Raw genomic sequence first — 22473 nt, forward strand, 5'->3', positions numbered from 1 at the left:
ACCGGTTGGGGAGAGAAAAGGCGGCCGGACGGGGCCGCCCGGCATTACTCGGCGGCGATGCCCGCCGTCTTGATGACCTTGCCGTACTTGGCCAGCTCGGCATCGACGAACTGCTGGAACTGCGCCGGCGGACCAGGCTGGGACGGCTCGGCGCCCAGCTCGCGGATGCGGGTCTGCACATCCGGCAGCTGGAGCACCGCGTTCAGCTCGGCGTTCAGGCGGGCCAGCACCGCGGGCGGCAAGCCGGCAGGCGCCATCAGGCCATACCAGGCGCTGATTTCCACCCCGGGCAGGCCTGCCTCGGCCATGGTCGGGATCTCCGGCGCGGCGGACGTACGTGCCGCCCCGGTCATCGCCAGCGCCTTCAGCTTGCCGGCGCGCACCATCGGCAGCGCCGACGGGATATTGGCGAACATCATCGTCACCTGGCCGCCCAGCACGTCGGTCAGCGCGGGCGAATCCCCCTTGTACGGCACGTGGATGATGTCCAGGCCCGAGATGCTCTTGAAAAGCTCGCCCGCCAGCTGCGGCGAAGATCCCACGCCCGAGGAGGCGAAGCTGACCTGGCCTGGCTGGGACTTGCCCAGCGCGATCAGGTCCTGCAGGGAGTTGGCCTCGACCTTGGGGCCCACCACCAGCAGCAGCGGCACCGAGGCGATCAGGCCGATGGGCGTGAAATCCTTGTCCGCGTCATAGGACAGCTTGGCGTACAGATTGGGATTGATTCCATGCGTGGCGGAATTGCCCATCAGCATGGTGTAGCCGTCGCCCGGCATCTTGGCCACGTACTCGGCGCCGATGATTCCGTTGGCGCCGGCGCGGTTCTCCACCACGATGCTCTTGCCCAGCCGCTCGCCCAGCTTCTGCGCCATCAGGCGCGCCAGCAGGTCGTTGGTGCCGGCCGCGGCATAGGGCGAAACGATGCGCAGCGGGCGATCGGGCGTCCAGTCCGCGGCGGCGGGCGCTGCCGCCGCCAGGGCGGCAACCGCCAGGGTTGCGGCCAGCGCCGTCTTCAGGCGCGTCAGATTGATGGGGTACATGGGCGGCTCCTCCGGTCCGTGGTTGCCCGCCGCGTCGTGTTGCGCGGCGCATGGCGATTGTCTGGATTTCTATGAGCAGCCAGTCTACGGCGCGCGGTGGGCAGGCCGCTTGTACGTTCTTGCGGACCTGGACGGCAAGCCCTCATCCAGCCCGGGCAAGTCAGCAATTTCATCCTATCGACCCCGCCCTGCCCCCCGCCAGACTCCCGCCTGCGGCGCACGGCCACGCACCCGCATGCCGTGCGCCGCCCCGCCCAATGCGGCGCCGCGACAGGCGGCCCGCCCCACGATATGGAGACCCCCCATGCTGATACCCAAGACCCTGGCCGGATTCGCCCTCGCCGCGGCCGCCGCCATGCCCGCCCTGGCCCAGGGCGACGGCCGCCCCGACAACCCATTGGCCGGCAAGACCGTACGCTTGCTAGTCGGTTTCTCGCCCGGGGGCACCTCCGATGCGGTGGCCCGCATCATCGCCGAGAAACTGGGGCCGCTGCTCGAGGCCCGGATCGTGGTGGAAAACAAACCGGGCGCCAACGGCAACATCGCCGCCGCCGACGTCGCGCGCGCCCGGCCGGACGGGCTGACCTGGTACCTCGGCTCGTTCAACAACCCCGTCAACCAGGCCGCCGGACGCAAACTGCCCTTCGATTTCGTGCGCGACTTCGCGCCGGTGGCCATGGTCGCCTACGCGCCCAATGTGCTCATCGTCAACAACGACCTGCCGGTGCGCAGCGTGGCCGACCTGGTGGCGCTGGCCAAAAGCAGGCCGGGCGAGCTGACGTTCGGCTCGGCAGGCGCGGGTTCGTCGCTGCACATGGCCGGGGAACTGTTCAAGAACGTCGCCGGCGTGAACATGGTGCACGTTCCCTACAAGGGCAGCGCGCCCGCCATGACCGACCTGGTCGGCGGCCACCTGGCGACCATGTTCGACAACCTGCCCACGGCCATGGCGCAGATCAAGGCCGGCACCGTTCGCGCGCTTGCCGTCACCGGCAGCCGCCGCGTGGGCTCGCTGCCCGACGTTCCCACCGTGGCCGAAACCCTGCCCGGCTTCAACGTCACCTCGTTCTTCGCCTTGTATGCGCCCACCGGCACGCCGCCGGCCGCCATCGCGGCCATCAACGCGGCCACCAACCGCGCGCTGGCCGACCCCGACCTGCAGCGCCGCTTCGCCGAACAGGGCGCGGACCCCGGCCCCGGCACGCCGCAGCAATTGGCCACGCTGGTGCGCGACGAGGTCGTCAAGTGGCGCGAGGTGATCGTGGCCGGAGATATCCGGCTGGAATGAGCCCGCACGCCGGGGCCCTGCGTGTCGCCGCGCGGGGCCCCGGCGGCCCGCCCTGAGCCGAGGCTCAGGCCAGTACCGAGACCGGCAGGCGATAGACGCGCGCGGCCGTGCCGGCGAACAGGGCTTGCCGCTCCTGCGGCGTCGCGCCCCGCGCCAGGCGCTTGAAGGCGTTCCAGACCGCGGCATAGGCCGCCATGCCCTTGTCCACCGGGAAATTGCTTTCGAACATGCAGCGCTGCGCGCCGAACCGCTCTATCGCGGTCTGGACCCATGGCCGCCAGGCCTCGGCCAAGGCCTCGGACGACGGCGGCGCGTCCTGCTCGTGAAAGCGCAGGCCGCTGATATGCATGCCCAGCCCGCCCAGTTTCAGCACCACGTTGGGGCAATCGGCCAGCGCGCGCAGGTGGCCATCCCAATCGCGCATGACCGCATCGCGCTGCCCGGCATATGGGCCTATGCCCAGCGGACCGCCGGCATGGTTGACGATCAACACCGTGTCCGGATGCGCGCGCGCCAGGTCCAGCACTTCCCCCAACTGGCTGTGAAAAGCCCATACGTCGTACGACAGCCCCAATGGCGCGAGCCGCGCATAGCCGGCGCGAAACCGCGCATCCGACAACAGGCCTTCCGGCACCCGGCCGAAACCCGGCGCCACCGCCGGCGATGCATGCGCCGCGGTCATGTTGCGCACGCCCCGCAGGCGATCGGGCGCGGCGCGCAGCAGCGCGTGCAGCACGTCCTCGACCGCGGCGCCCAGCGCCAGGTCCGCGTAGCCCACGATCGCGGCGCAGGCGCGTATGGGGCCATACACGCCGCTGGCGCTGCAAGCCGCCACGCCGTTGACGAACTCGGCCTCGCCCACCGGCTGCATTTCGGCGGGCCCGTCCAGGCGGTACATCGAACGGCACTGCACGTACACGGTCGCGCGTATGTTGTGGCCGCTGCCCGTATCGCGCAGGAAATCCTCGAACATATAGCGTTGCCCGGGCCGGTCCCACAAATGGTGGTGGGCGTCGACGATGGGCAGGCCGGGATCGAGGATCTCCTCGCGTTGCTGGTCCAGCCAGTCCTCGCGGATGGGGATGTGGGGCGGGCCGAAGCGCGGCAATTCCGCCGACGGCGTCGTCAGGGGCAAAGTACTCAAGGCATTCTCCATGTTCGCAATACGGGCCTGACGCCCTTCAACCGTTCTTCAAGCCAAGGCTGCGGATCGCCTCGACCTCTTCCTTGAACAGCGTCTTGGCCGCCTTCTCGTATTCCTCGCTGTTCAGGTAGGCCAGCGGCATGTCCAGGCGTTCGATGGCGGCCTGGTGTTCCGGCGAATACAGCGCCTTCCTGAAGCCGTCATGCAGCACGCGCTTGACGTCGGGGTCCAGGCCGCGGGGCGCGACCAGGCCGTAGGGCGCGATCTGGGCAATGTCCACGCCCAGCTCGCGCAGCGTCGGCACGTCCGGGAAGCGCTTGACGCGCTCCACGCCGAAGGTGGCCAGCAGGCGCAGCTTGCCGGCATTGACCAGCTCGGCCCAGTATGTCGACGACGCGACCGCGTCGATCTGCCCGCCCAGCAACGCCTGCGCTTCGTCGCCGCCGCCGCGAAACGGCACGTGCAGCCACTCGATGCCCAGCTTCCTGGCCACCTGCATCATGGTGATGTGCTGCGTCGTGCCGACGCCGGCCGTGCCCAATGTCACCTTGCCCGGATTGGCCTTCGAGTACGCGACGAATTCGTTCCAATCCTTCCAGCGCGAATCGGCCCGCACGACGGTGCCATAGGAGTAGCCGACCAGCTGGATGATCCAGCTGTAGTCGTTCATCACGTCATAGGGCGGCTTGTCCATCATCGCGGTCATGCGAAACGCCGTGGAGTGCATCTGCGTCAACAGATAGCCGTCGGCGCGCTTTTCGGCAGCGATCATCTGCGCACCCAGGATGCCGCTGGCGCCCGCCTTGTTCTCGATGACGACCGACTGGCCGAAATCGCGGCTGGCCACGTGGGCCAGCGCGCGCAATTCGTTATCGGCCGCCGACCCGGGCAGCCATGGCACGACCAGCCGGATGGATCTATCCGGAAAACGCGGCCGGGCAATGGCCGGCCCTGCGATCATGGCGGCGCCAGCCATCGCCAGCAACGCGCGCCGCCGGGGTTGATGCGTCGAAGGATTTCCAGACATGCCTGCTCCCTGTTGTTCTGCGGGAACGCCTCGTACGTTCCGGGCAGCCAGTGTAGGAAGCGAAGGCAGACCGCCGCTTGTACGTTCTTGCGGAAGTCCCGCGCGCGCCGCGCATGCCGCCCGCCCCATGAAAACCCGCATCGGCGCGGAAAATCAACCGGCGCCGCAGGGAAACATAAGCAATCACGCATATTTCTTATTCGCGCTGCTTTATGGAGTGTCGGCGCAGGTTTGCCTAGACTGCCCTCATCAGGAATTCCAACGACGGAGGCAGGCAGCGGCCATGGACAAGACGGCAAACCCGATTCCTCCTGGCGTTTCCCAGGAGCCCGGCGTCCTGTGCGACGGGCAGAGCGCCATACATGCCTGGCGCTGTGGCGGCGTGGTGCTGGAGGCGCATACCGGCATGCCCACCGCCTTGCCCAGGCACGCGCACGACACCTACCAGATCGGCATCACCACGCGCGATCCCGGCGAGTACCTGTGCGAGGGCAGAACCTGGAACGCGCCGCCTGGCAGCGTCATCCTGTTCCATCCGGGCGAAGTGCACAGCGTCGTCAAGGTGGGCGTGCGCAATCGCCTCGACACCTCGCTGCTGATGTTCGTCGACCCGCGCCAGATGCAGGACATCGCCACCAGCCTGCGCGGCGAAGACCGCGGCCTGCCCGTCTTCGACGACCTGGTGATACGCGATGCGGCCTTCATCCGGCGCTTCGCCGATACCCATGCGCACACCCGCGCCAACGCCAATCCGCTGGAACAGGAATCGCGCCTGCTGGCCTTGCTGCAGTGCCTGGTCGGCGGCTTCGGCGCCCGGCCCATCGCACCCCGGCCGGTCGCCCGCAACCGTCGCAAGGCCCTGCTGGTGCGCGACTACATCGACGCCCATTACCGCGACACCCTCAGCATGGCGCAACTGGCCGACGTGGCCCATACCAGCCCGTACCACCTGAACCGCCTGTTCGCGCGCGAGATCGGCATTCCGCCGCACGCCTACCAGACGCAGCTGCGCGTCGAGCGCGCCAAGCGCCTGCTGCTGCGCGGCACCTCCATCACCGACGCCGCCCTCTCCAGCGGCTTCTTCGACCAAAGCCACTTCACGCGCTATTTCAAGCGCATCGTCGGCGTGCCGCCGCGTCGCTACACCTCGCCCGCCGCCTTGCATCCGCCGCGCGGCCAGGCCGGCTAGCCCCGATCCGGCGCGCCGCTCACAGCGTGTAGCCGTGATCCTGCAAAGGCACGGTGGCCTGCCAGCTCAGTTCGCGCTGGATGCGCTCGCGCAGGGCTTCCGAGGCCTGCGGCTCGCCGTGGACGATGAAGACCCGCCGCGGCGCCTCCCGGAAGCCCGACAGCCAGCGCATGAGCTCATCGCTGTCGGCATGCGCGGACAGCATCGGCAATTCGGCGACTTCGGCCTTGACCGGTATCCATTGCCCGTAGATCCTGGTTTCGGTGGCGCCGTCGAGCAGCTTGCGGCCGCGCGTGCCGGCCGCCTGGAATCCCGCGAACAGCAAGGTATTGCGATGGTCGCTGCCGAACGCGGCCATATGGTGCAGCACCCGGCCGCCGGTTGCCATGCCGCTGGCCGAAATGACGACCTTGGGGTAGCGGTTGGCCGACAGCGCCTTGGAGCCCTCGACGTCGCGCACATAGGTCACGGCCGCGCAGGCGGCCTCGCAGTCTTGCGCGCTCAGCTTGTGCTCGCTGGCATGGCGCGCCAGCAGTTCGGTGGCGCTGGTTGCCATGGGGCTGTCCAGGTAGACCGGGACGTTGCGCAGCCGGCCCGCCTGGCGCAGCTTCCAGAGCGCGTGGATCAAGGTCTGCGCCCGGCCCACGGCAAAGGCGGGGATGACGACGGTGCCGCCGCGCAACACGGTACGCTCGATGACCGCGCCCAGCGCCTCGATGGGGTCGGCGGCGTCATGGCGCCGGTTGCCGTAGGTGGATTCGACGACAATATAGTCGGCCTGCCGCACATCCTCGGGATCGTGCATCACCGGGTCGTTGTAGCGGCCCAGGTCGCCGGAGAAAACCACGCGCATGCCGCCGATGTCGATCTGCGCCGTGCTCGCGCCCAGGATATGCCCGGCGCGGCGCAGCGTCAGCGTCGCGCCGCCCGGCAAGGCGGTCTCCCGGTGCAGCGCCACATCGGAGAAGCGCGCCAGCGCGCGTTCGGCGTCGACCACGCGATAAAGCGGCAGCGCCGGCCGGTGCTTGGAAAACCCCTTACGGTTGGCGAACTCGGCGTCCTTCTCCTGCAGGTTAGCGCTGTCGAGCAGGATCAGCTCGGCCACATCGCGAGTCGCCGGCGTGGCGTGGATCCTGCCCCGGAAGCCTTCGGCCACCAGCCGCGGCAGGTAGCCGCAGTGATCGAGATGGGCGTGGGTCAGCACCACCGCGTCGATATCGGCCGGCGCGACCGGCAAGGGCTGCCAGTTGAGTTCGCGCAGGTTCTTCATCCCCTGGAACAGGCCGCAGTCGACCAGCAGGCGGGTGTCGCCGTGGCGCAGCAGGTGCTTGGATCCGGTGACGGTGCCGGCGCCGCCCAGGCAGGTCAGTGTAAGCATGGCGTTCTCCTTTCGCTTCAGGCTTGCACGACCAGCAGGTCGGCGGGGTTGCCCCGGCCGTCGACGGCGCTCAGCCTGGCCGCGTCGAGCACCGCCTCGCGCCGCCAGCCGGCCACCGCGGCGGCGGCATCGACCGCATGTGCCCAGGTGCAACGGTTGGCGAACAGCATCCCCGGCACATCCAGCGTGCCGCCGCGGCTGATATAGCCCAGCGCTCGGGTGCGGGCCGGGCCGTCGTCGAGCCGGCGCAGGATGCCCAGCATGGGCTCGGGCCTGGTGTGGCAGAGCAATACGCGCGGCAGGCCCGGCGGAAACAACGCGTGCAACGCAGCGTCGGACAGCACGAAAGCGGCCTCGATCGCATCGCGCGGGATGCGCAGGCGGCCGGGCTCCAGCACCACCGACACGCAGCACTCATGGCCCAGGCGCGCCAGATGGGCCCGCGCCTTGAGGGCTTCCTCCAGCTGATAGGCGCCGATGGCGACGAACTGCAGCAGGCAGTCTTGCGGGTCGCCCGCGACGTGGCCGGCACCCTGCTCGACCAGCGCCCGGGCAGCCGGCCCATCGAAGCGATGCGCGCCGTCGCGCTTGGACACCACCACGCAGGCCAGCTGGGCGCGCCGTGCATAGACGTCGCGCAGCGCGGCCGCGGCGCTGTTGCCATCCACCGGGAACAGCACGCGCGAGGTATCGGACATCTCGCCCAGCAAGGCCTCGCCGATGGTGGGGTCCTGGTGGGACTGCTCGTTCTTGGCGTTCTCCCAGGTATGGGAGGTCACCACCAGCGGCACCGACAGCCATCCCGGCGCCTGCCCGAGTTCTTTCTGGCGGCGCGCGAAGATGATCTCCTGGCGCAGCAGGCCCAGCATCTTCATCGCGAAGGCTTCGTAGCTCACGATGAGATTCAGGCCCGCCTTGTTGGCCAGCGCGGCGGCGGCCACGGCCTCCTCGTTCAGGGCGGTGATGACGGAACCCAGCAGGTCTTCCGCCACCCCGGCTTCCGGATGGTTGACGCGATGCTTGAGCCGCGCCAGCGCGCCGCCCATCTTGTTGCTGGCCAGCTCATCCGGGTTGCCGATGCGCACCCGCAGGCCCGGATTGGCCCGCACCAGGTCGAGGAACCAGCGATCCAGCGCGGCCATGGCGCTGCCCTGCCCGCCGACGGCCTCCCAGGCGGGCTCGGGCAGCGCCGGCGCATCGGGATGGCGATGCGCCATGGGATGCGCGCTTTCGCGCGGCCGGGCCTGCTCGCCGTGATTGGCAAGCGCGGCGATCGCGGCATCGAGCTGCGCCGCGGGCACGAACAGCGCGCGTGCGCTGGCGTTGAAGGCATCGCGGGCCGCGCCGTCGACCCGCGGGTTGCCGCCCAGCGGCAGGTTGTGCGCGGCGTTGGTGCCGGCGCCGGGAAACCCGAACCCTTTCTCCGTCTCGGCGATGACGTAGGGCAGGCGCGCCGGATACCGGAAGTCCGCCGCCGCCACGCCGGCGGCCAGTAGCTCCTCGGCCGCCAGGATGCCCCAGGCCATCGCCGCGGGGTCGCGTCCATCGACGATGAGCGGCTCGAAACCGTTGTGCCGCAGGTCCTCGGCCAGCCAATGCGCGCCGCCCTCCTGCACGATCTGCGTGCGCTGCTCGATGCGCCGTCCGTTGAGAATCATCACGGGCACGGCCTGGCCGCAGTCCTCGGCCCGCCACCAGCGCGGGGCCCAGTCGGAGCCGCGCTGCTCCTCGAAGGCCCCATCGCTCAGGAAAGCCACCAGGCCCTCGCCGGGCAGCGGCATGTGCACATATTGCAGGCCGGCAAAGCCTAGATAGCCGCCCTCGAAAACCGCGCCGGCCGTGCTGGGCCCCGCATGGCTGCCCAGTGGAACGGCGGGCAGGCCGGCGGCGTCGATGGCATAGGAATAGAAGTCGGTGAGCAGGCGCGCCAGCCCGGCCTCGGTGCGATCGTAACGGCCCCGCTGCGCCGCGGACACATCGCCGGTCAGGGCATTGACGGCTTCGATGGCGGCCACGCAATGGCCCTGCCCCATCAGCCAGCCGCGCGTGCGGCCCGTCAGCGCATTGGCCAGCAGGTAGGCCACGAAGGCCGGCACCATGTTCAGGGCCCCGCCGGTATGGCCCTGCGGATCGGGCTTGAAGTCGGCCGCAGCCAGCGGCGCGCCGGCCAGGTCGATGCGCCGGGCGTACGTCATATGGGCCACCACGCTCATGGCCATGCAGCTCAGCCGGTCGGCCGCGGCCAGCATGGCGTACGCGCTGTCCGGGCCGGCGACCCGCCCGCTGGCCGCCAGGCGCCGCACCAGCGCGTCCACGCGCTCGACCGTGTCGACGCGGTGTCGGACAGGGCCGTATCCGGATTGCCAATGCTCGCGCTGATTCATCGCAGTCTTCCTCCGAATGGCCGCGGCGGCGCCCCATGGCGCGGCAAGCCGCGCCGCGCCCGGCGGGTTCATCCCGATTATGGATCAGGCGGCCCGGTCAGGCGACCCCGCGCCGCGGGCGGCGCTTGACCTGGCGCAATGACCGGCTCGCCGCACGCCTCGCCCCGCCGCCGGCGCGGGGCCGGTAGAATCGGCCCACCGTACCACTCCCCGCGAAGACGCTGCATGGCCTCCTCCACTGCCGACACGCCCCACCGGCCCTGGCTGCGCTGGCTGCCCGGACTGACCGTATTGAGGACCTACCGGGCGGCCTGGCTGCCGCGCGACCTGGCCGCCGGCCTGGTGCTCACGGCCATGCTGGTGCCGGTGGGCATCGCCTATGCCGAAGCGTCGGGCGTGCCGGGCGTCTACGGCCTGTACGCCACCATCGTCCCGCTGCTCGCCTACGCGCTGTTCGGCCCCAGCCGCATCCTCGTCCTGGGTCCGGATTCGGCGCTGGCCGCGCCCATCCTCGCGGTCGTGCTCAGCGTCTCGGACGGCGACCCCATGCGCGCGGTGGCCGCCGCCAGCCTCATGGCCATCGTCTCCGGGCTGTTCTGCATCGTCCTGGGCCTGCTGCGGCTCGGCTTCGTCACCGAACTGCTGTCCAAGCCCATCCGCTATGGCTACATGAACGGCATCGCGCTGGTCGTGCTGGCGAGCCAGCTGCCCAAGCTGTTCGCCATCCCCACCGACGACGGCGGCCCGCTGCGCGAACTCTGGCAGCTCGCGCGGGCCGTGCTCGACGGCCAGGCCAACGGCTACAGCCTGGCGGTGGGAGCCGCGACCCTGGCCCTCATCCTGCTGCTCAAGCGCTTCAGGCGCCTGCCCGGCATCCTGATCGCGGTCGTCCTGGCCACGCTGGCCGTCAGCCTGTTCGGCCTGGACGCCCGCGGCGTGCAGGTACTGGGCGAGATCCCCCAGGGGCTGCCCGGCTTCACGATACCGTGGCTCAGCAACGCCGATCTCGCCAAGATCGTGCTGGGCGGCTGCGCCGTCGCCCTGATCTCGTTTGCGGACACCAGCGTGCTGTCGCGTACCTACGCCGCGCGCACGCATACGCGCGTCGACCCGAACCAGGAAATGGTCGGGCTGGGCGTGGCCAACCTCGCGACCGGCTTCTTCCAAGGCTTTCCGGTCAGCAGCAGCGCCTCGCGCACGCCCGTGGCCGAAGCCGCGGGCTCGCGCACCCAGCTGGCCGGCGTCGTCGGCGCGCTGGCCGTGGCCGCCCTGCTGCTGGCCGCGCCCAACCTGCTGCGTTACCTGCCCAGCAGCGCCATGGCCGCCGTCGTGATCGCCGCCGCCATCGGCCTGTTCGAATTCAAGGACCTGCGGCGCATCTTCCGCATCCAGCAATGGGAATTCTGGCTGTCCATGCTGTGCTTTGCCGCGGTGGTCGCATTCGGTGCCATCCCCGGCATCTGCCTGGCCGTCGTGATCGCCGTCCTCGAATTCCTCTGGGACGGCTGGCGGCCGCACTTCGCCGTGCTCGGCCGCGTGCCCGACCTGCGCGGCTACCACGACCTGAAACGCTACCCGCACGCCGCGCTGATCGACGGCCTGGTGCTGTTCCGCTGGGACGCACCGCTGTTCTTCGCCAACGCCGAACTGTTCCAGCAACGGCTGCTGGAAGCCGTGCACGCCTCGCCCACCCCGGTGCGGCGCGTCGTCGTGACGGCCGAACCCGTCACCAGCGTCGACGTCACCTCGGCCGACATGCTGCGCGAGCTGGGCCATCACCTGGCCGAGTCCGGCATCGCCCTGCACTTCGCCGAAATGAAAGACCCGGTGCGCGACAAGCTCAAGCGCTTCGAGCTGTCCGAGGTATTCGGCGCCGACCGCTTCCATCCCACAGTGGAGAGCGCCGTGGAAGACTATCTGGATCGTGAGGTGCACAGGAGCATGGACCCATAGCCCTGGCAGTGGTAGCGTTGAACCGGACGGCTGACGCCTCCCCAGAGGAGAACCCGATCATGGTCAAGCGCCTCCGCAAGCGTCCCATATTGAGGGTCGCATTGCCACTCCTGCTGCTCGCGCTGGGCGGCTTCGGCGCCTGGCTGCTCAGCCTGCCGCCGGCGCCCGCCGGGCTGGCCGGCCCGCCCGTCGCGGCCGGCGAAACAACCGCCCTGCTGGCCTCGCTGGCGCCAACGCGGCGGCACCGGCCGCTCATCGCCGTCGTCGGCATCAATGACGCCACCGAAACCACCGACTACCTGGTGCCCACCGGCATCCTGCGGCGCGCCGACGTGGCCGACGTCGTCACGCTGGCGACCGGACCCGGCCCGGTCACGCTGTTTCCGGCGCTCGCCATCGAGGCCGACGCGACCATCGGCGCCTTCGACGCGCGCAACCCCGCCGGCGCCGACTACGTCATCGTCCCCGCCATGAGCCGCGACGACGACCCCGCCGTGCTCGCCTGGCTGCGCGAACAGGCGCGCAAGGGCGCGACCATCATCGGCGTATGCGCCGGCGCCAAGGTCGTCGCCGCCGCGGGCCTGCTCGACGGCAAGCGCGCCACCACCCATTGGTACTACCTGAAGGAAATGCTCGGCCGGCACCCGTCGATCCGCTACGTCGCCGACCGGCGCGTGGTGGCCGACCGCGGCGTCGCCACCACCACCGGCATCACCGCGTCCATGCCCATGACGCTGCTGTTGATCGAAGCCATCGCCGGGCGCGACAAAGCCCGGGCCGTCGCCCAGGACCTGGCCATCCCCGCCTGGGACATCGGCCACGCCAGCGGCGCCTTCGCCCTGACGCGCCCGTTCGCGACCACCGTGCTCGGCAACGTCCTCGCGTTCTGGAACCGCGAGCAAATCGGCATCGAACTGCGGCCCGGCATGGACGAGGTCTCGCTGGCCCTGGCCGCCGACGCCTGGTCGCGCACCTACCGTTCCCAAGCCGTCTCCTACGCCCAGGCATCGGGCGCCGTCGAAACCCGCAACAAGGTGCGCGTCATTCCCCAGGCGGCGGCCGCCGACTGGCCGGCCACGCGGCGCATCGCCACCTACACCGACCAGGCGCCTGCGCAGGCCCTCGAGCGGACCCTGCGCGCCATCGCCGGCCGCTACGGCGCGCCCACCGCCAGCGTCGTCGCCATGCAACTCGAATACCCGTGGCGCGGCGCGTCCGCGGCAACGTCCGCCCTGGCCGCGCGCGCTACCGGAGGCCTCCCATGATCCCCACCATTACCGCTTTTGAACGCTCGCCCGACGGCGGCAACGGCCTGGCGCGCGACATGCGGGTGCGCTGGGCCCTCGAAGAAGTCGGCCAGCCCTACCGCGCGCGGCTGCTGTCATTCGAAGCCATGAAGCAGCCCGCCCACCTGGCCCTCCACCCCTTCGGCCAGATTCCAACCTACGAAGCAGACGGGCTCGCCCTGTTCGAATCGGGCGCCATCGTCCTGCATGTCGCCGAGCGCCATGGCGGCCTGCTGCCGGACGACGCGAACGCCCGGGCACGCGCCATCGCCTGGATGTTCGCCGCGCTCGACACCGTGGAGCCGCCCATCTTCGAACGCGCGATCGCGACCGTCCTCGAACGGGACGCGCCCTGGTACGCGCAGCGCCTGCAGGTACTCGAAGACCGCATCCGGCAGCGCCTGGCAAGCCTCTCGCGTCGTCTGGGCCAGGCCGACTGGCTCGACGGTCCATTCAGCGCCGGCGACCTCCTGATGGTGACGGTACTGCGCAGGCTGAACGGCTCGGGCATGCTGGACGCATACCCCAACCTCGCCGCCTACATCGCGCGCGGCCAGGCGCGGCCGGCCTACCGGCGCGCGTTCGACGCGCAGCGGGCCGCGTTCAACGCCGCGCCCAGGGGCTGACCTGCCGGCGCAGCGTCTGGCCCAGCGCGCCGACCAGCCCCAGCGCCGCGAGCGCCCAGGCGCCCAGCGCCACCCACATGAAAGCCCGCGCCAGCGGTTCCAGCCAGGCCTGCTCCAGCGCCAGGGCCAGATGGTGCGTGGCCATCGCGTACATGCCCAGCGGAAACACCATCGCCCAGTACAGGCCCTCGTAGCGCAGCGGATGGCGCTGCAGGCCATGGCGCCACACGCCCAACACCAGCAGCAGCGGAATCCACCAGCTGCCGCCGGCCCAGAATAGCAAGGTCAGACCCTGCACGAAGGGCTGCACCGTCTGCAGCAAGGGCCAGGCATGCGACTGCTGCAACAGCAGCGTGCCCGCCAGCGTCGAAATCGCCATCGCGCCCATATTGATCCAGTACGGCGGCGACAGATCGGTCGGCGACAGCGGCAGGAACATGATGCGATAGAAAATCAGCGACATCAGCAAGGCATACAGCACGCCGCCCCACAGCCACAGCCCCAGCAGCGCCAGCGCCAGCCGCTGCTGCCACGCCGCGTCCAGGCCCGGCGCAAGCAAGGCGCCCAGGCCCACCAGCGCCTGCGTCGCCACCACCGCCAGCAACCAGCCGCCGCTCATGCCCTGCTCCAGGCGCGGCTTGTCGCGCTTGACCATCACCGCCGCGAAAATGCCGTAGCTCAGCACCACCCACAGCACCACCGCGACCGCCTCCAGCCACATCGCCGGCCCTCGCGCGTCGGCCAGCAATAGGCACTGCCCGCCCAGCACGCCGCTGGCAGCCACCGCCGTGAAGAAGCCCGGCGCGCGCCCATGATCGCAGGCATCGCTGCGCATGCGCCGCGGATGGCGCAGCAGCCGCGCCAGCATCAGCCCCCACACCACCGCGTACAGCAGCACATTCAGCGCGAACAGCCAGCGGCCCACCGACGGCAGGCCCAGCGAAGCACAGGCCAGCGACACAATGCCGGTCGCCATGACGATGCCGAAGCTGGCCGGCGACAGCCCGGCCAGCAGGCCCGGACTTGCCGGGGCCGAGGAAGGGGCGAACTCAGGACCGCGCGGGGACATGTTTTGACCGAGAGAAGGGTTCAGGAATCAAGGGGGAGGACGCACGGCAGGCGGGCTCCCGGCGGCCGGGTCGGCCGCTACCGGGCAAAATACCATATAGCCCCGGCCGGCTTGGCCCGCGCCGCGGGCCTCACTTTACCTTGCGCACCTCGGCCTCGGCCGGCGCCAGCGCCGTGCCGTCCTGCGCGGTGGGCGCCATGTAGGCAACCGGCTTGCCGGTGCGCCTGTCGAGCAGCACCGAATGGCGTTCGCCACGCTCGAACAGATGCCGTTCGCCCCATTGCCGCAACGCCACCAGGACCGGAAACAGGCTTTCCCCCTTGGCCGTCAGCACGTACTCCTGATACGCCGTGCCGTCCGAAGCATCCTGCATGGCAAGAATGCCGGCGTCCACCAGCTTGCGCAGCCGGTCGGACAGGATGTTGCGCGCCACGCCCAGGCCGCGCTGGAAGTCCCCGAAGCGGCGCGTGCCATCGAAAGCGTCGCGCACGACGAGCAGCGACCAGCGATCGCCGATCAGGTCGACGCAGCGCGCAACGGGGCAGGGTTCGTCGTTCATGGGTTTGCGGGTTGGCATGGATTCTCCTGGCCAGGCGGCATGGGCGATTTCTGGTTGCATTTTAAAACTGCATGCCCTAGCATTCAACAAGTTTTGTTTTGAAACCAGATTGAATGGACCCGGAATCATGAAGGCAGCTCACGCATCGCCATTGCCGCCCGCCCGAAGCGACGCACCGCCCCGGGCCGCGGGCATGTCCCGCGGCCTGGTATGGCTGTTCGCCATCGCCAGCGGCCTGAGCGTGGCCAATGTCTATTACGCCCAGCCCTTGCTCGACGCCCTGGCGCGCGACTTCCGCATCAGCCACGCTGCCGTCGGCGGCGTGGTCACGGCCACGCAGGCAGGTTGCGCGCTGGCCCTGCTGTTGCTGGTGCCGCTGGGCGACCAGATCGATCGCCGTCGCCTGATGGGCCTGCAACTGCTGGCGCTGGCCGCCGCGCTGGCAGCGGTGGGCCTGGCGCGCTCCGCGCCCGCCCTGCTGGCGGGCATGCTTGCCGTGGGCTTGCTGGGCACGGCCATGACCCAGGGCTTGATCGCCTACGCGGCCAGCGCCGCCGCGCCCCCTGAGCAAGGCCGCGTGGTCGGCGCAGCGCAAAGCGGCGTATTCATCGGCCTGCTGCTGGCGCGGGTATTTGCCGGCGGCATCAGCGACCTGGCCGGCTGGCGCGGCGTGTACCTCTGCGCCGCCGCGCTGATGCTGGCGCTTGCGCTGCCGCTGTGGCGCTGGCTGCCACCCCTGGCCGCCGCGCCCGGCGCCATGCGCTACCGGCAGCTGATCGCCTCCATGCTGACCCTGCTGCGCGAAGAAAAAGTCCTGCAAGTGCGCGGCATGCTGGCCTTGCTGATGTTTGCCGCGTTCAACATCTTCTGGAGCGCGCTGGTGCTTCCCTTGAGCGCCCCGCCCCATGGCTTCTCGCACACCGCCATCGGCGCGTTCGGGCTGGTCGGCGTGGTCGGCGCGCTTGCCGCCGCGCGGGCCGGGCAATGGGCCGACCAGGGCCATGCCCAACGCACCAGCGCCGCGGCGCTGGCCGCCCTGCTGCTGGCCTGGTGGCCGCTATCGCTGATGGAGTGGTCGCTCGGCGCGCTGGTCATCGGCATCCTGCTGCTCGATCTGGGCGGACAGGCGCTGCACGTCACCAACCAGAGCCTGATCCTGCGCACCCGGCCAGAGGCCCATAGCCGCCTGGTCGGCCTCTACATGCTGTTCTACGCCTTCGGCAGCGGACTGGGCGCGATCGGCGCGACAGCAAGCTATGCCCATGCCGGCTGGCGCGGCGTATGCCTGCTCGGCGCCGCGGTCAGCCTGCTGGCGCTGCTGTTCTGGTGGACAACGCGGCGCACGGCAAACCCGCCCTCGTAATGCCGCGGCAACCGCTAGCCGGCGCGCGCCGCACCGCAGGCCGGCCCGGGCTACCTGCGCGTCGCCAGCCTGAACAGCACCAGGCTGGCCAGCGCCGCGGCAACGTTATAGACCATCGCGACGGCCAGCGCCCGCCCATGGATCATGGCGCCCTCGGCAAGCGGCCGGCCTCCCGCCCCCTCCAACACCGCGAACACCACGCCGCCCACCACCGCCACGCCAACCGAAGTACCCACCACCTGCAAAGTGCTCAGCATCCCGGACGCCATGCCGGCCTGCTCCTCCCGCACCGCGCCCAGAATCGCGTTGAACGCAAGCGGGATCACCAGCCCCTGGCCCGCCCCATTGAGCACCAGCGACGCCACCAGGAGCGGCAGATTCTGCGGCTGCGTCGCGGCCGTCATGGCCGAGAGCGCCAGGCCCGCGGCAAACACCAGCACCCCGAACAACAGCGCGCCATGGCCATGGCGCGCCGCCAGCCTCGGCCCCACCAGCGAAGCGCCGAAAAACGCCAACGCCGACGGCGTGAACACCGCGCCCGCCGCCAGCGGCGCCAGGCCGAGCCCGAACTGCAGCAGCAGCGTCAGCGCGAAGAAAAACGAACTGATCGCCGAGAAAAAGAAAAACACGGCGCCGATGCCCGCCACGAACGACCGATTGGCAAACAGCCCCATATCCAGCATGGGCACGCCGCCCTGGCGCGCCATCCTGTTCTCGTAGCCGACGAAGTACGCCAGCACCGGCAACGCCAGCACCGGCCCGACCAGCGACCACCACGGCCAGCCATGCTCACGCCCCTCCATCACCGGCACCAGGATCAAGGCCAGCCCGACGGCGCCGACCAGGGCGCCCCACATGTCCACCTTCGCCGCGATCGGCGCGCGCCACTCGGGCAGCGCCTGCCGCCCCGCGAGCAACGCCACGATGCCGACCGGAACATTGATCAGGAACACCAACCGCCACCCCAGGCCGAACGCATTCATCGTGATCAGCGCACCTCCCAGCAACTGCGACACCGTCGCCGCCACCCCCTGGACCGCGCCCATCACCCCGAACGCGCGCCTGCGCGCCTCGCCCTCGAACAACACCCGCATCGACGCCAGCACCTGCGGCATCAACACCCCTGCCCCCACGCCTTGCAGGGCGCGCGCGGCGACAAGCTGCCATGGCGTGACGGCCACCCCGCACAGCGCCGACGCCAGCGTGAACAGCCCCATCCCGGCCATGAACAGCCGTCGCCGGCCGAACAGATCCCCCAGGCGCGCGCCGTTGATCAGGCACAGACCATAAGCCAAGGCATAGGCCACCACCACCAGCTGCAAATCCGTATCCGTCGCCGACAGACCCTGCTGGATACTGGGCAACGCCACATTCACGATGAACAGATCCAGAATCGTCACGAAATTGCCCGTCAACAGCACGGCCAGCGCGCGCCAGGGATGGCGCCTTTCAACATTGGGGGGAGGCATCGCGTTCGTCATCCTTATAAATATATATACGACCGTATTTATAGTATGATGAAAAACCCCGTCCGCGCAATCACGCCGAACCCCGCCATGACGCAACCGCCCCCCTCCCCCCCCGTCGACGGCCGCCGCCTGCGCGGCGAACGCGCGCGTGCGCGCGTCCTCGACGAAGCCGCCAGGCTCCTCTCCGTCGAAGGGCTGGACGGCATCACCTTCGGCCAGGTCGCCGAGCGGGCCGAAGTGGGAAAAAGTAATCTGCAAGTCCTGTTCGGCGACAAGGAACGCCTGCAACTAGCCGCCCTCGACCACGCCATCGCCCTCTACCAGGCCCGGGTCATCGAACCGGCCATGCGCAAGCGCACGCCGCTGGCGCGGCTGCGCGCGCTGATGAACGGCTGGTTCGACTTCGTGGGGACCCGCCAGTTGCCGGGCGGCTGCGTCATCACCGCCGCCAGCAGCGAATACCGCGCCCGCCCCGGACCGCTACGGGACGCGATCCAGCAGTACCGCGATGGCGCCCGCGCGCGCCTGCGCGAACTGATTCACCAAGCCAAGGCCCAGGGCCAGCTCGCCGCCGACACCAACGAAGCCAGACTGGCCATGGACCTGCTCGCCTACCAGGCGTACGCCAACGTCGCCGCGTCGATGGACGACGCCGCGGAGTTCAAGCGCGCGAAAGCCGCCGTGGCGGAAATGCTTGGTGGAAGGCTCTGAAGGGGCAAACACCCATAGGCGCTGCCCCTCGGCATCGACAAACCGGAAGAAATCGCCTTCTTATTGATTATCTTCTGGCGACGTTCCAAGGTGTCGATGCATGTGGGAAGGCACTCACTCCCACTCCATCATCAACGGGGCTCGTAAGCCCGCGTGGTTAAAGGGATTAGCTGTGATCGACATAGAGCCTTTACCGCCGCTTTTACCGCCGGAAACGCACCTCTTTTGTTGGCGCGGGAGATGGAGCGATTTGTGCAGCGTCGACTCTTTCGACCCTATTGTCAATCACCTCTTATCCTAACTTAGGAACCGGTAGTCCGCCAAGAGCACATGCTCACTCAACGGCACATTTAGCTCTGCGGTGCCCTATCCGAAAGACGAGCGTAGACTTGGCTACCCAACCACTTGGACACCAGCTCCCGCATCTCTGGCTTTCCCATGTAATCAGTGAACAGCTCTTCGTTCAGCTCCATGCGCTCAATAAATAGTGACTCAAGGACCTGCCGAAATACGAGCTGGAACTTGTCTAGGGAGTTGACCTCTGCTGCCTTCTGGAGGGATTCGTTCTGGCTTGCGGCTTCAGTGATCTGATCGAAGAACAATTGATCTGCATCATTCAATTCGCCGCCGAAGCGCTGATTGATGATGTCGATCAGGCGTGACAGCGAAACGGGTTCCTCACGCACCATGCCTGAACCCACCTCTCGTGGGCCATCAAGCCGTTTGGCGTAACCCTCACTGAGGCTGATCGAGCCTTCGCTGATTTTCTGCAACCGGTAGTAATCGAGTTCGACTTCCTCGTCGAACTGATAGCCTGGCCCGCTCTTGCGCTTGGGCAGCTTCAGCGCGAGATGGCGAAGGTAGGTGAAGAGTTTTTCCAGATCGCTGTCCTGATAGGGAATCACCTGACTCAGGAAACCGTACAGATTGCGAAATGCCTGCAACTTGCCGCGCCACAATTCCGCTTCGTCTTCTTCGGTGTTCTGCAACTGCACAAAGCGCGCGACCGCCTGATCAAGAATCGCATTCATCTGCTTATGGTCACCGGGGCTCTGGCGGCGCTTAGGCGCAAAGAACACATGCGCAAACTCGGCAATCTCGGTTTGCAGGTAAATGCCCGAGGCATCCAGCTCAGCCTTCACCTCGTAGAGTTTGTCCGGATCCACCTGCTCGCCCATCACCGAGCCGTCGTAGTATTGACGGAAGGCCTCCTGGATTTCGTCGGGATCGTTGACGAAATCGAGCACGAAGGTCTCGTCCTTGAGTGGGTGGGTTCGGTTCAAGCGCGACAAGGTCTGAACGGCTTGAATACCCGCCAGCCGCTTGTCCACGTACATGGTGTGCAACAACGGCTGGTCGAAGCCGGTCTGGTATTTCTCGGCCACCAGCAGCACGCGGAATTCCGGTTTGGCGAAGGTGTCTGGCAGTTCCTTCTCCTTCAGGCCGCCATTCATCTCGACTTCCGTGTATGACTTCTCCAGAATCTTGTCGTCTTCCACCGTGCCCGAAAACGCCACCAGGCTCTTGATGGGGTAGCCCTTCTCCTGAATGTAGCGGTCGAACTCCTGCTTGTAGCGCACCGCTTCTAGTCGCGAGCCGGTCACCACCATCGCCTTGGCATGGCCGCCGATCTTGTGCCGCGTGAAGTGTTGGAAATGCTCGACCATCACCTCGGTCTTCTGTCCAATGTTGTGGGGATGCAGCCGCATGAAACGGGCCAACGCCTTGGCCGCCTTCTTGCGCTCGACGTTGGGGTCGTCCTCGGCCTTCTTGATCAGCCTGTAGTAGGTCTTGTAGGTGACATAGCTCTTGAGTACATCCTCGATAAAGCCCTCCTCGATGGCCTGGCGCATGGTGTAGCGGTGGAAGGGCTCGCCGCCCCGGCCAAAGATCGCTAATGTCTTGTGTTTGGGCGTAGCGGTGAAAGCGAAAAAGCTCATGTTCGATTGATGGCCCCTCTTGGCCATGGAACGGAACAGTCGCTCCAGTTCGACTTCACCTTCCTCCTCGGCCATCTCTTGTGCCTTGCGGCGCAGATCGGCACCGCCCAGCACACCTTTCAACTCCGTGGCCGTCTCGCCCGATTGCGAACTGTGCGCCTCGTCGATGATTACAGCGTACCTGCGCGTTGGCAGATGGCTCATGCTGCCTTCGCCACGCTCCTCACTAATCTTGGCTAGTTGCCCGGACACGAACGGAAATTTTTGCAACGTGGTGATGATGATCGGCACGCCGGCTTCCAACGCTTCGGCGAGCTGGCGCGAATCCTCGTCGATCTTCTGCACAACGCCCTGGCGATGGTCAAACTGGTAGATGGTGTTCTGCAACTGGCGGTCGAGCACCACGCGGTCGGTGATGACCACCACGCTGTCGAACAGGCGCTCGTCGCGCTCGTTGTGCAGGCTGGACAGGCGGTGCGCCAGCCAGGCAATCGTGTTGCTCTTGCCGCTGCCGGCCGAATGCTCGACCAAGTAGTTATGCCCCGCGCCCTCGCTGGCGGCGGCCGCCACCATCCGACGTACAGCCTGCAACTGATGGTAACGCGGAAAGATCAGGCTTTCCTTGCGCACCTTCTTACCGACGTCAGTGATCATTTCTTCGACATCGAGATGCAAGAAGCGGGCGAGCAGGTCGAGCAGGCTGTCGCGGTGTAGCACCTCTTCCCACATGTAGGCGGTCTTGTAGTTGCGCCCTTCACGATCGGGCGGGTTACCAGCACCACCGTCCATGCCCCGGTTGAACGGCAGGAAGTAAGTGGACGAACCGGCCAGGCGAGTGGCCATGTGCGCTTCTTCAGTATCCACAGCGAAGTGCACCAGCGCGCGCTTGGTGAACTCGAAGATTGGTTCACGTGGATCGCGGTCGTGGCGGTACTGGTGGATGGCATTCGCCGCCGTCTGGCCGCTCAAGGGGTTCTTGAGTTCCAGCGTCACCACCGGAATGCCGTTGACCGACAACACCACATCCAGAGACTTCTCAAACTTCGGGCTGAAATGCAATTGGCGGGTTAAACCCAGCCGGTTGGCCTGGTAGCGCGCCTCCAGCTCCGGGTTCAGGCCGTGGGTGGGGCGAAAGAAGGCTATCCGCAGCGTGCGCCCGAAGCATTTGAAACCGTGGCGCAGCGTGGCCAGGGCGCCATGGGTATCCAGCCACTTGCATAGCGACTCCAGCACGCGCGCACCGGTCTGCTCGCCGTGCAGGGCTTCCAGCTTCTCCCACACCTTGCCCTGGGTGGCGCGGATGAAGGCCAGCGCTTCATCGGGAAAAATCGCGCGCTCGCGGTCGAAGCCTCTGGCATCAACCCGCATATATCCCTCACTCAGCAAGACCGCCTCGATGGCGGTTTCGAATGCGACTTCACTGGTGCGCTTCATACGGCGGTCCTCGCTTGTTTCTTTCGTAGCCAATAGACGACCACCTGTGCGAACTCGGGTAGGTCGCCGGGTTCGCTGCCATCCCACTTGGGTAGCTCACGCGCCGGATCAACGCGGCGGCCGTCCTGCAGGCGCTGCTGAAACGCCGCGAGCACCGCCTTGCGATTGCTCACCAGGCGCGGCAGGTTCAGGTTGAGCACCGCGTGGAGAGCTTCTTCGATGGCGGCATCGCCTGCCTTAATGGTGCCATCCCCTAAAAAGCGAATCTTGTGCTCGATGGGGTGCGCCGGGTCGCACACACTGAAGCAAAGGACGTCATTGCCCTTGCGCGTGTCGCAATGCTGCTCGCGTTCGGGACGGCCGTGCCCGCCTGGACAGGCGCCGTGCAGATTGCCAAAATCGAGCTGCCGCCCGGGGTGGCTGGCCTGACATTGCCAGTGCTCGATCTTCATGCCCTCGGGCGTGGCCCGGATGCGCGACTGGCAGTAGCAGCACAGACCGCGCTGCTCGGCCACCAGCGCCTGCCGCAATGTCACCTTGTCGGCGTAGTTGTCGTAGTCGGCATGCGGCTGCTGGCGATGCTGGGTCAAGGTGGCGGGCTCCGGCCCCTTCC

17 protein-coding genes are annotated in these 22473 nt (G+C 68.0%); 7 read left to right on the forward strand and 10 right to left on the reverse strand.

Annotated elements, in window-relative coordinates:
* Positions 1-44: 44 nt before the first annotated feature.
* Positions 45-1040, reverse strand: coding sequence for a tripartite tricarboxylate transporter substrate binding protein (locus tag CAL11_RS12740; RefSeq protein ID WP_086093169.1), 996 nt, complete (start codon positions 1038-1040; stop codon positions 45-47).
* Between the two features lie 304 nt (positions 1041-1344).
* Between CAL11_RS12740 and CAL11_RS12745 the strand changes: the two genes are divergently transcribed.
* On the forward strand, positions 1345-2328 hold the full coding sequence (locus CAL11_RS12745) for a tripartite tricarboxylate transporter substrate binding protein (protein ID WP_086093170.1): 984 nt from the start codon (positions 1345-1347) through the stop codon (positions 2326-2328).
* Between the two features lie 64 nt (positions 2329-2392).
* Here the strand turns inward: CAL11_RS12745 and CAL11_RS12750 are convergent, their stop codons facing one another.
* Together CAL11_RS12750 and CAL11_RS12755 are read right to left on the reverse strand one after the other, a co-directional pair.
* A complete protein-coding gene (locus CAL11_RS12750; RefSeq protein ID WP_086093171.1) occupies positions 2393-3484 on the reverse strand; it encodes an amidohydrolase family protein in 1092 nt (363 codons plus the stop codon).
* A gap of 25 nt (positions 3485-3509) precedes the next feature.
* Positions 3510-4499: a tripartite tricarboxylate transporter substrate binding protein gene (locus tag CAL11_RS12755; protein ID WP_086093172.1), complete on the reverse strand. Its 990-nt coding sequence runs from the start codon at positions 4497-4499 to the stop codon at positions 3510-3512.
* Positions 4500-4782: 283 nt separating this feature from the next.
* Here CAL11_RS12755 and CAL11_RS12760 point away from each other — a divergent pair, with 283 nt between their 5' ends.
* Entirely contained in the window at positions 4783-5688 is a 906-nt protein-coding gene (locus tag CAL11_RS12760; RefSeq protein ID WP_086093173.1) for an AraC family transcriptional regulator, read from the forward strand.
* A 19-nt stretch (positions 5689-5707) separates the two neighbouring features.
* Here the strand turns inward: CAL11_RS12760 and CAL11_RS12765 are convergent, their stop codons facing one another.
* Positions 5708-7066 (reverse strand): MBL fold metallo-hydrolase RNA specificity domain-containing protein, encoded by a 1359-nt coding sequence (locus CAL11_RS12765; protein ID WP_086093174.1) that lies wholly within the window; start codon positions 7064-7066, stop codon positions 5708-5710.
* A 17-nt stretch (positions 7067-7083) separates the two neighbouring features.
* Positions 7084-9450, reverse strand: a complete 2367-nt coding sequence (locus CAL11_RS12770) for a xylulose 5-phosphate 3-epimerase (RefSeq protein WP_086093175.1) — start codon at positions 9448-9450, stop codon at positions 7084-7086.
* 225 nt (positions 9451-9675) lie between these two features.
* Here CAL11_RS12770 and CAL11_RS12775 point away from each other — a divergent pair, with 225 nt between their 5' ends.
* Genes CAL11_RS12775 through CAL11_RS12785 form a run of 3 tightly spaced genes read left to right on the forward strand, consistent with a single transcriptional unit; the run spans position 9676 to position 13315 of the window.
* Complete coding sequence (locus tag CAL11_RS12775; RefSeq protein WP_086093176.1) at positions 9676-11403, forward strand: SulP family inorganic anion transporter; 1728 nt, start codon at positions 9676-9678, stop codon at positions 11401-11403.
* A gap of 59 nt (positions 11404-11462) precedes the next feature.
* On the forward strand, positions 11463-12668 hold the full coding sequence (locus CAL11_RS12780) for a DJ-1/PfpI family protein (RefSeq protein WP_086093177.1): 1206 nt from the start codon (positions 11463-11465) through the stop codon (positions 12666-12668).
* The gene (locus tag CAL11_RS12785; protein ID WP_086094580.1) at positions 12665-13315 is read left to right on the forward strand and encodes a glutathione S-transferase family protein; all 651 of its coding nucleotides are present in this window, start codon (positions 12665-12667) and stop codon (positions 13313-13315) included. The genes CAL11_RS12780 and CAL11_RS12785 overlap by 4 nt, the downstream gene beginning before the upstream one ends.
* Here CAL11_RS12785 and CAL11_RS12790 read toward each other — a convergent pair.
* Complete coding sequence (locus CAL11_RS12790) at positions 13293-14384, reverse strand: tellurite resistance/C4-dicarboxylate transporter family protein (protein ID WP_086093178.1); 1092 nt, start codon at positions 14382-14384, stop codon at positions 13293-13295. The two genes, CAL11_RS12785 and CAL11_RS12790, sit on opposite strands and share 23 nt — an antisense overlap.
* Before the next feature lie 130 nt (positions 14385-14514).
* A complete protein-coding gene (locus CAL11_RS12795; RefSeq protein ID WP_086093179.1) occupies positions 14515-14961 on the reverse strand; it encodes a winged helix-turn-helix transcriptional regulator in 447 nt (148 codons plus the stop codon).
* 175 nt (positions 14962-15136) lie between these two features.
* Here CAL11_RS12795 and CAL11_RS12800 point away from each other — a divergent pair, with 175 nt between their 5' ends.
* Positions 15137-16306: an MFS transporter gene (locus CAL11_RS12800; protein ID WP_208617552.1), complete on the forward strand. Its 1170-nt coding sequence runs from the start codon at positions 15137-15139 to the stop codon at positions 16304-16306.
* A gap of 50 nt (positions 16307-16356) precedes the next feature.
* On the opposite strand, the gene CAL11_RS12805 is transcribed toward CAL11_RS12800, so the two are convergent.
* A complete protein-coding gene (locus CAL11_RS12805) occupies positions 16357-17787 on the reverse strand; it encodes an MFS transporter (protein ID WP_086093181.1) in 1431 nt (476 codons plus the stop codon).
* Between the two features lie 12 nt (positions 17788-17799).
* Here CAL11_RS12805 and CAL11_RS12810 point away from each other — a divergent pair, with 12 nt between their 5' ends.
* Positions 17800-18486: a TetR/AcrR family transcriptional regulator gene (locus tag CAL11_RS12810; RefSeq protein WP_086094581.1), complete on the forward strand. Its 687-nt coding sequence runs from the start codon at positions 17800-17802 to the stop codon at positions 18484-18486.
* A gap of 350 nt (positions 18487-18836) precedes the next feature.
* On the opposite strand, the gene CAL11_RS12815 is transcribed toward CAL11_RS12810, so the two are convergent.
* Together CAL11_RS12815 and CAL11_RS12820 are read right to left on the reverse strand one after the other, a co-directional pair.
* Positions 18837-21860 carry a type I restriction endonuclease subunit R gene (locus tag CAL11_RS12815; protein WP_086093182.1) on the reverse strand — a complete coding sequence of 1008 codons (3024 nt, stop codon included), beginning with the start codon at positions 21858-21860 and terminating at the stop codon, positions 18837-18839.
* Positions 21857-22450, reverse strand: a complete 594-nt coding sequence (locus CAL11_RS12820; RefSeq protein WP_244172806.1) for a TIGR02646 family protein — start codon at positions 22448-22450, stop codon at positions 21857-21859. Before CAL11_RS12820 ends, CAL11_RS12815 begins: the two co-directional genes overlap by 4 nt.
* Positions 22451-22473: the final 23 nt, after the last annotated feature.

This window comes from Bordetella genomosp. 6 (genome assembly GCF_002119705.1).
In the GTDB taxonomy this organism is placed as follows: Bacteria; Pseudomonadota; Gammaproteobacteria; order Burkholderiales; family Burkholderiaceae_B; genus Bordetella; species Bordetella bronchiseptica_F.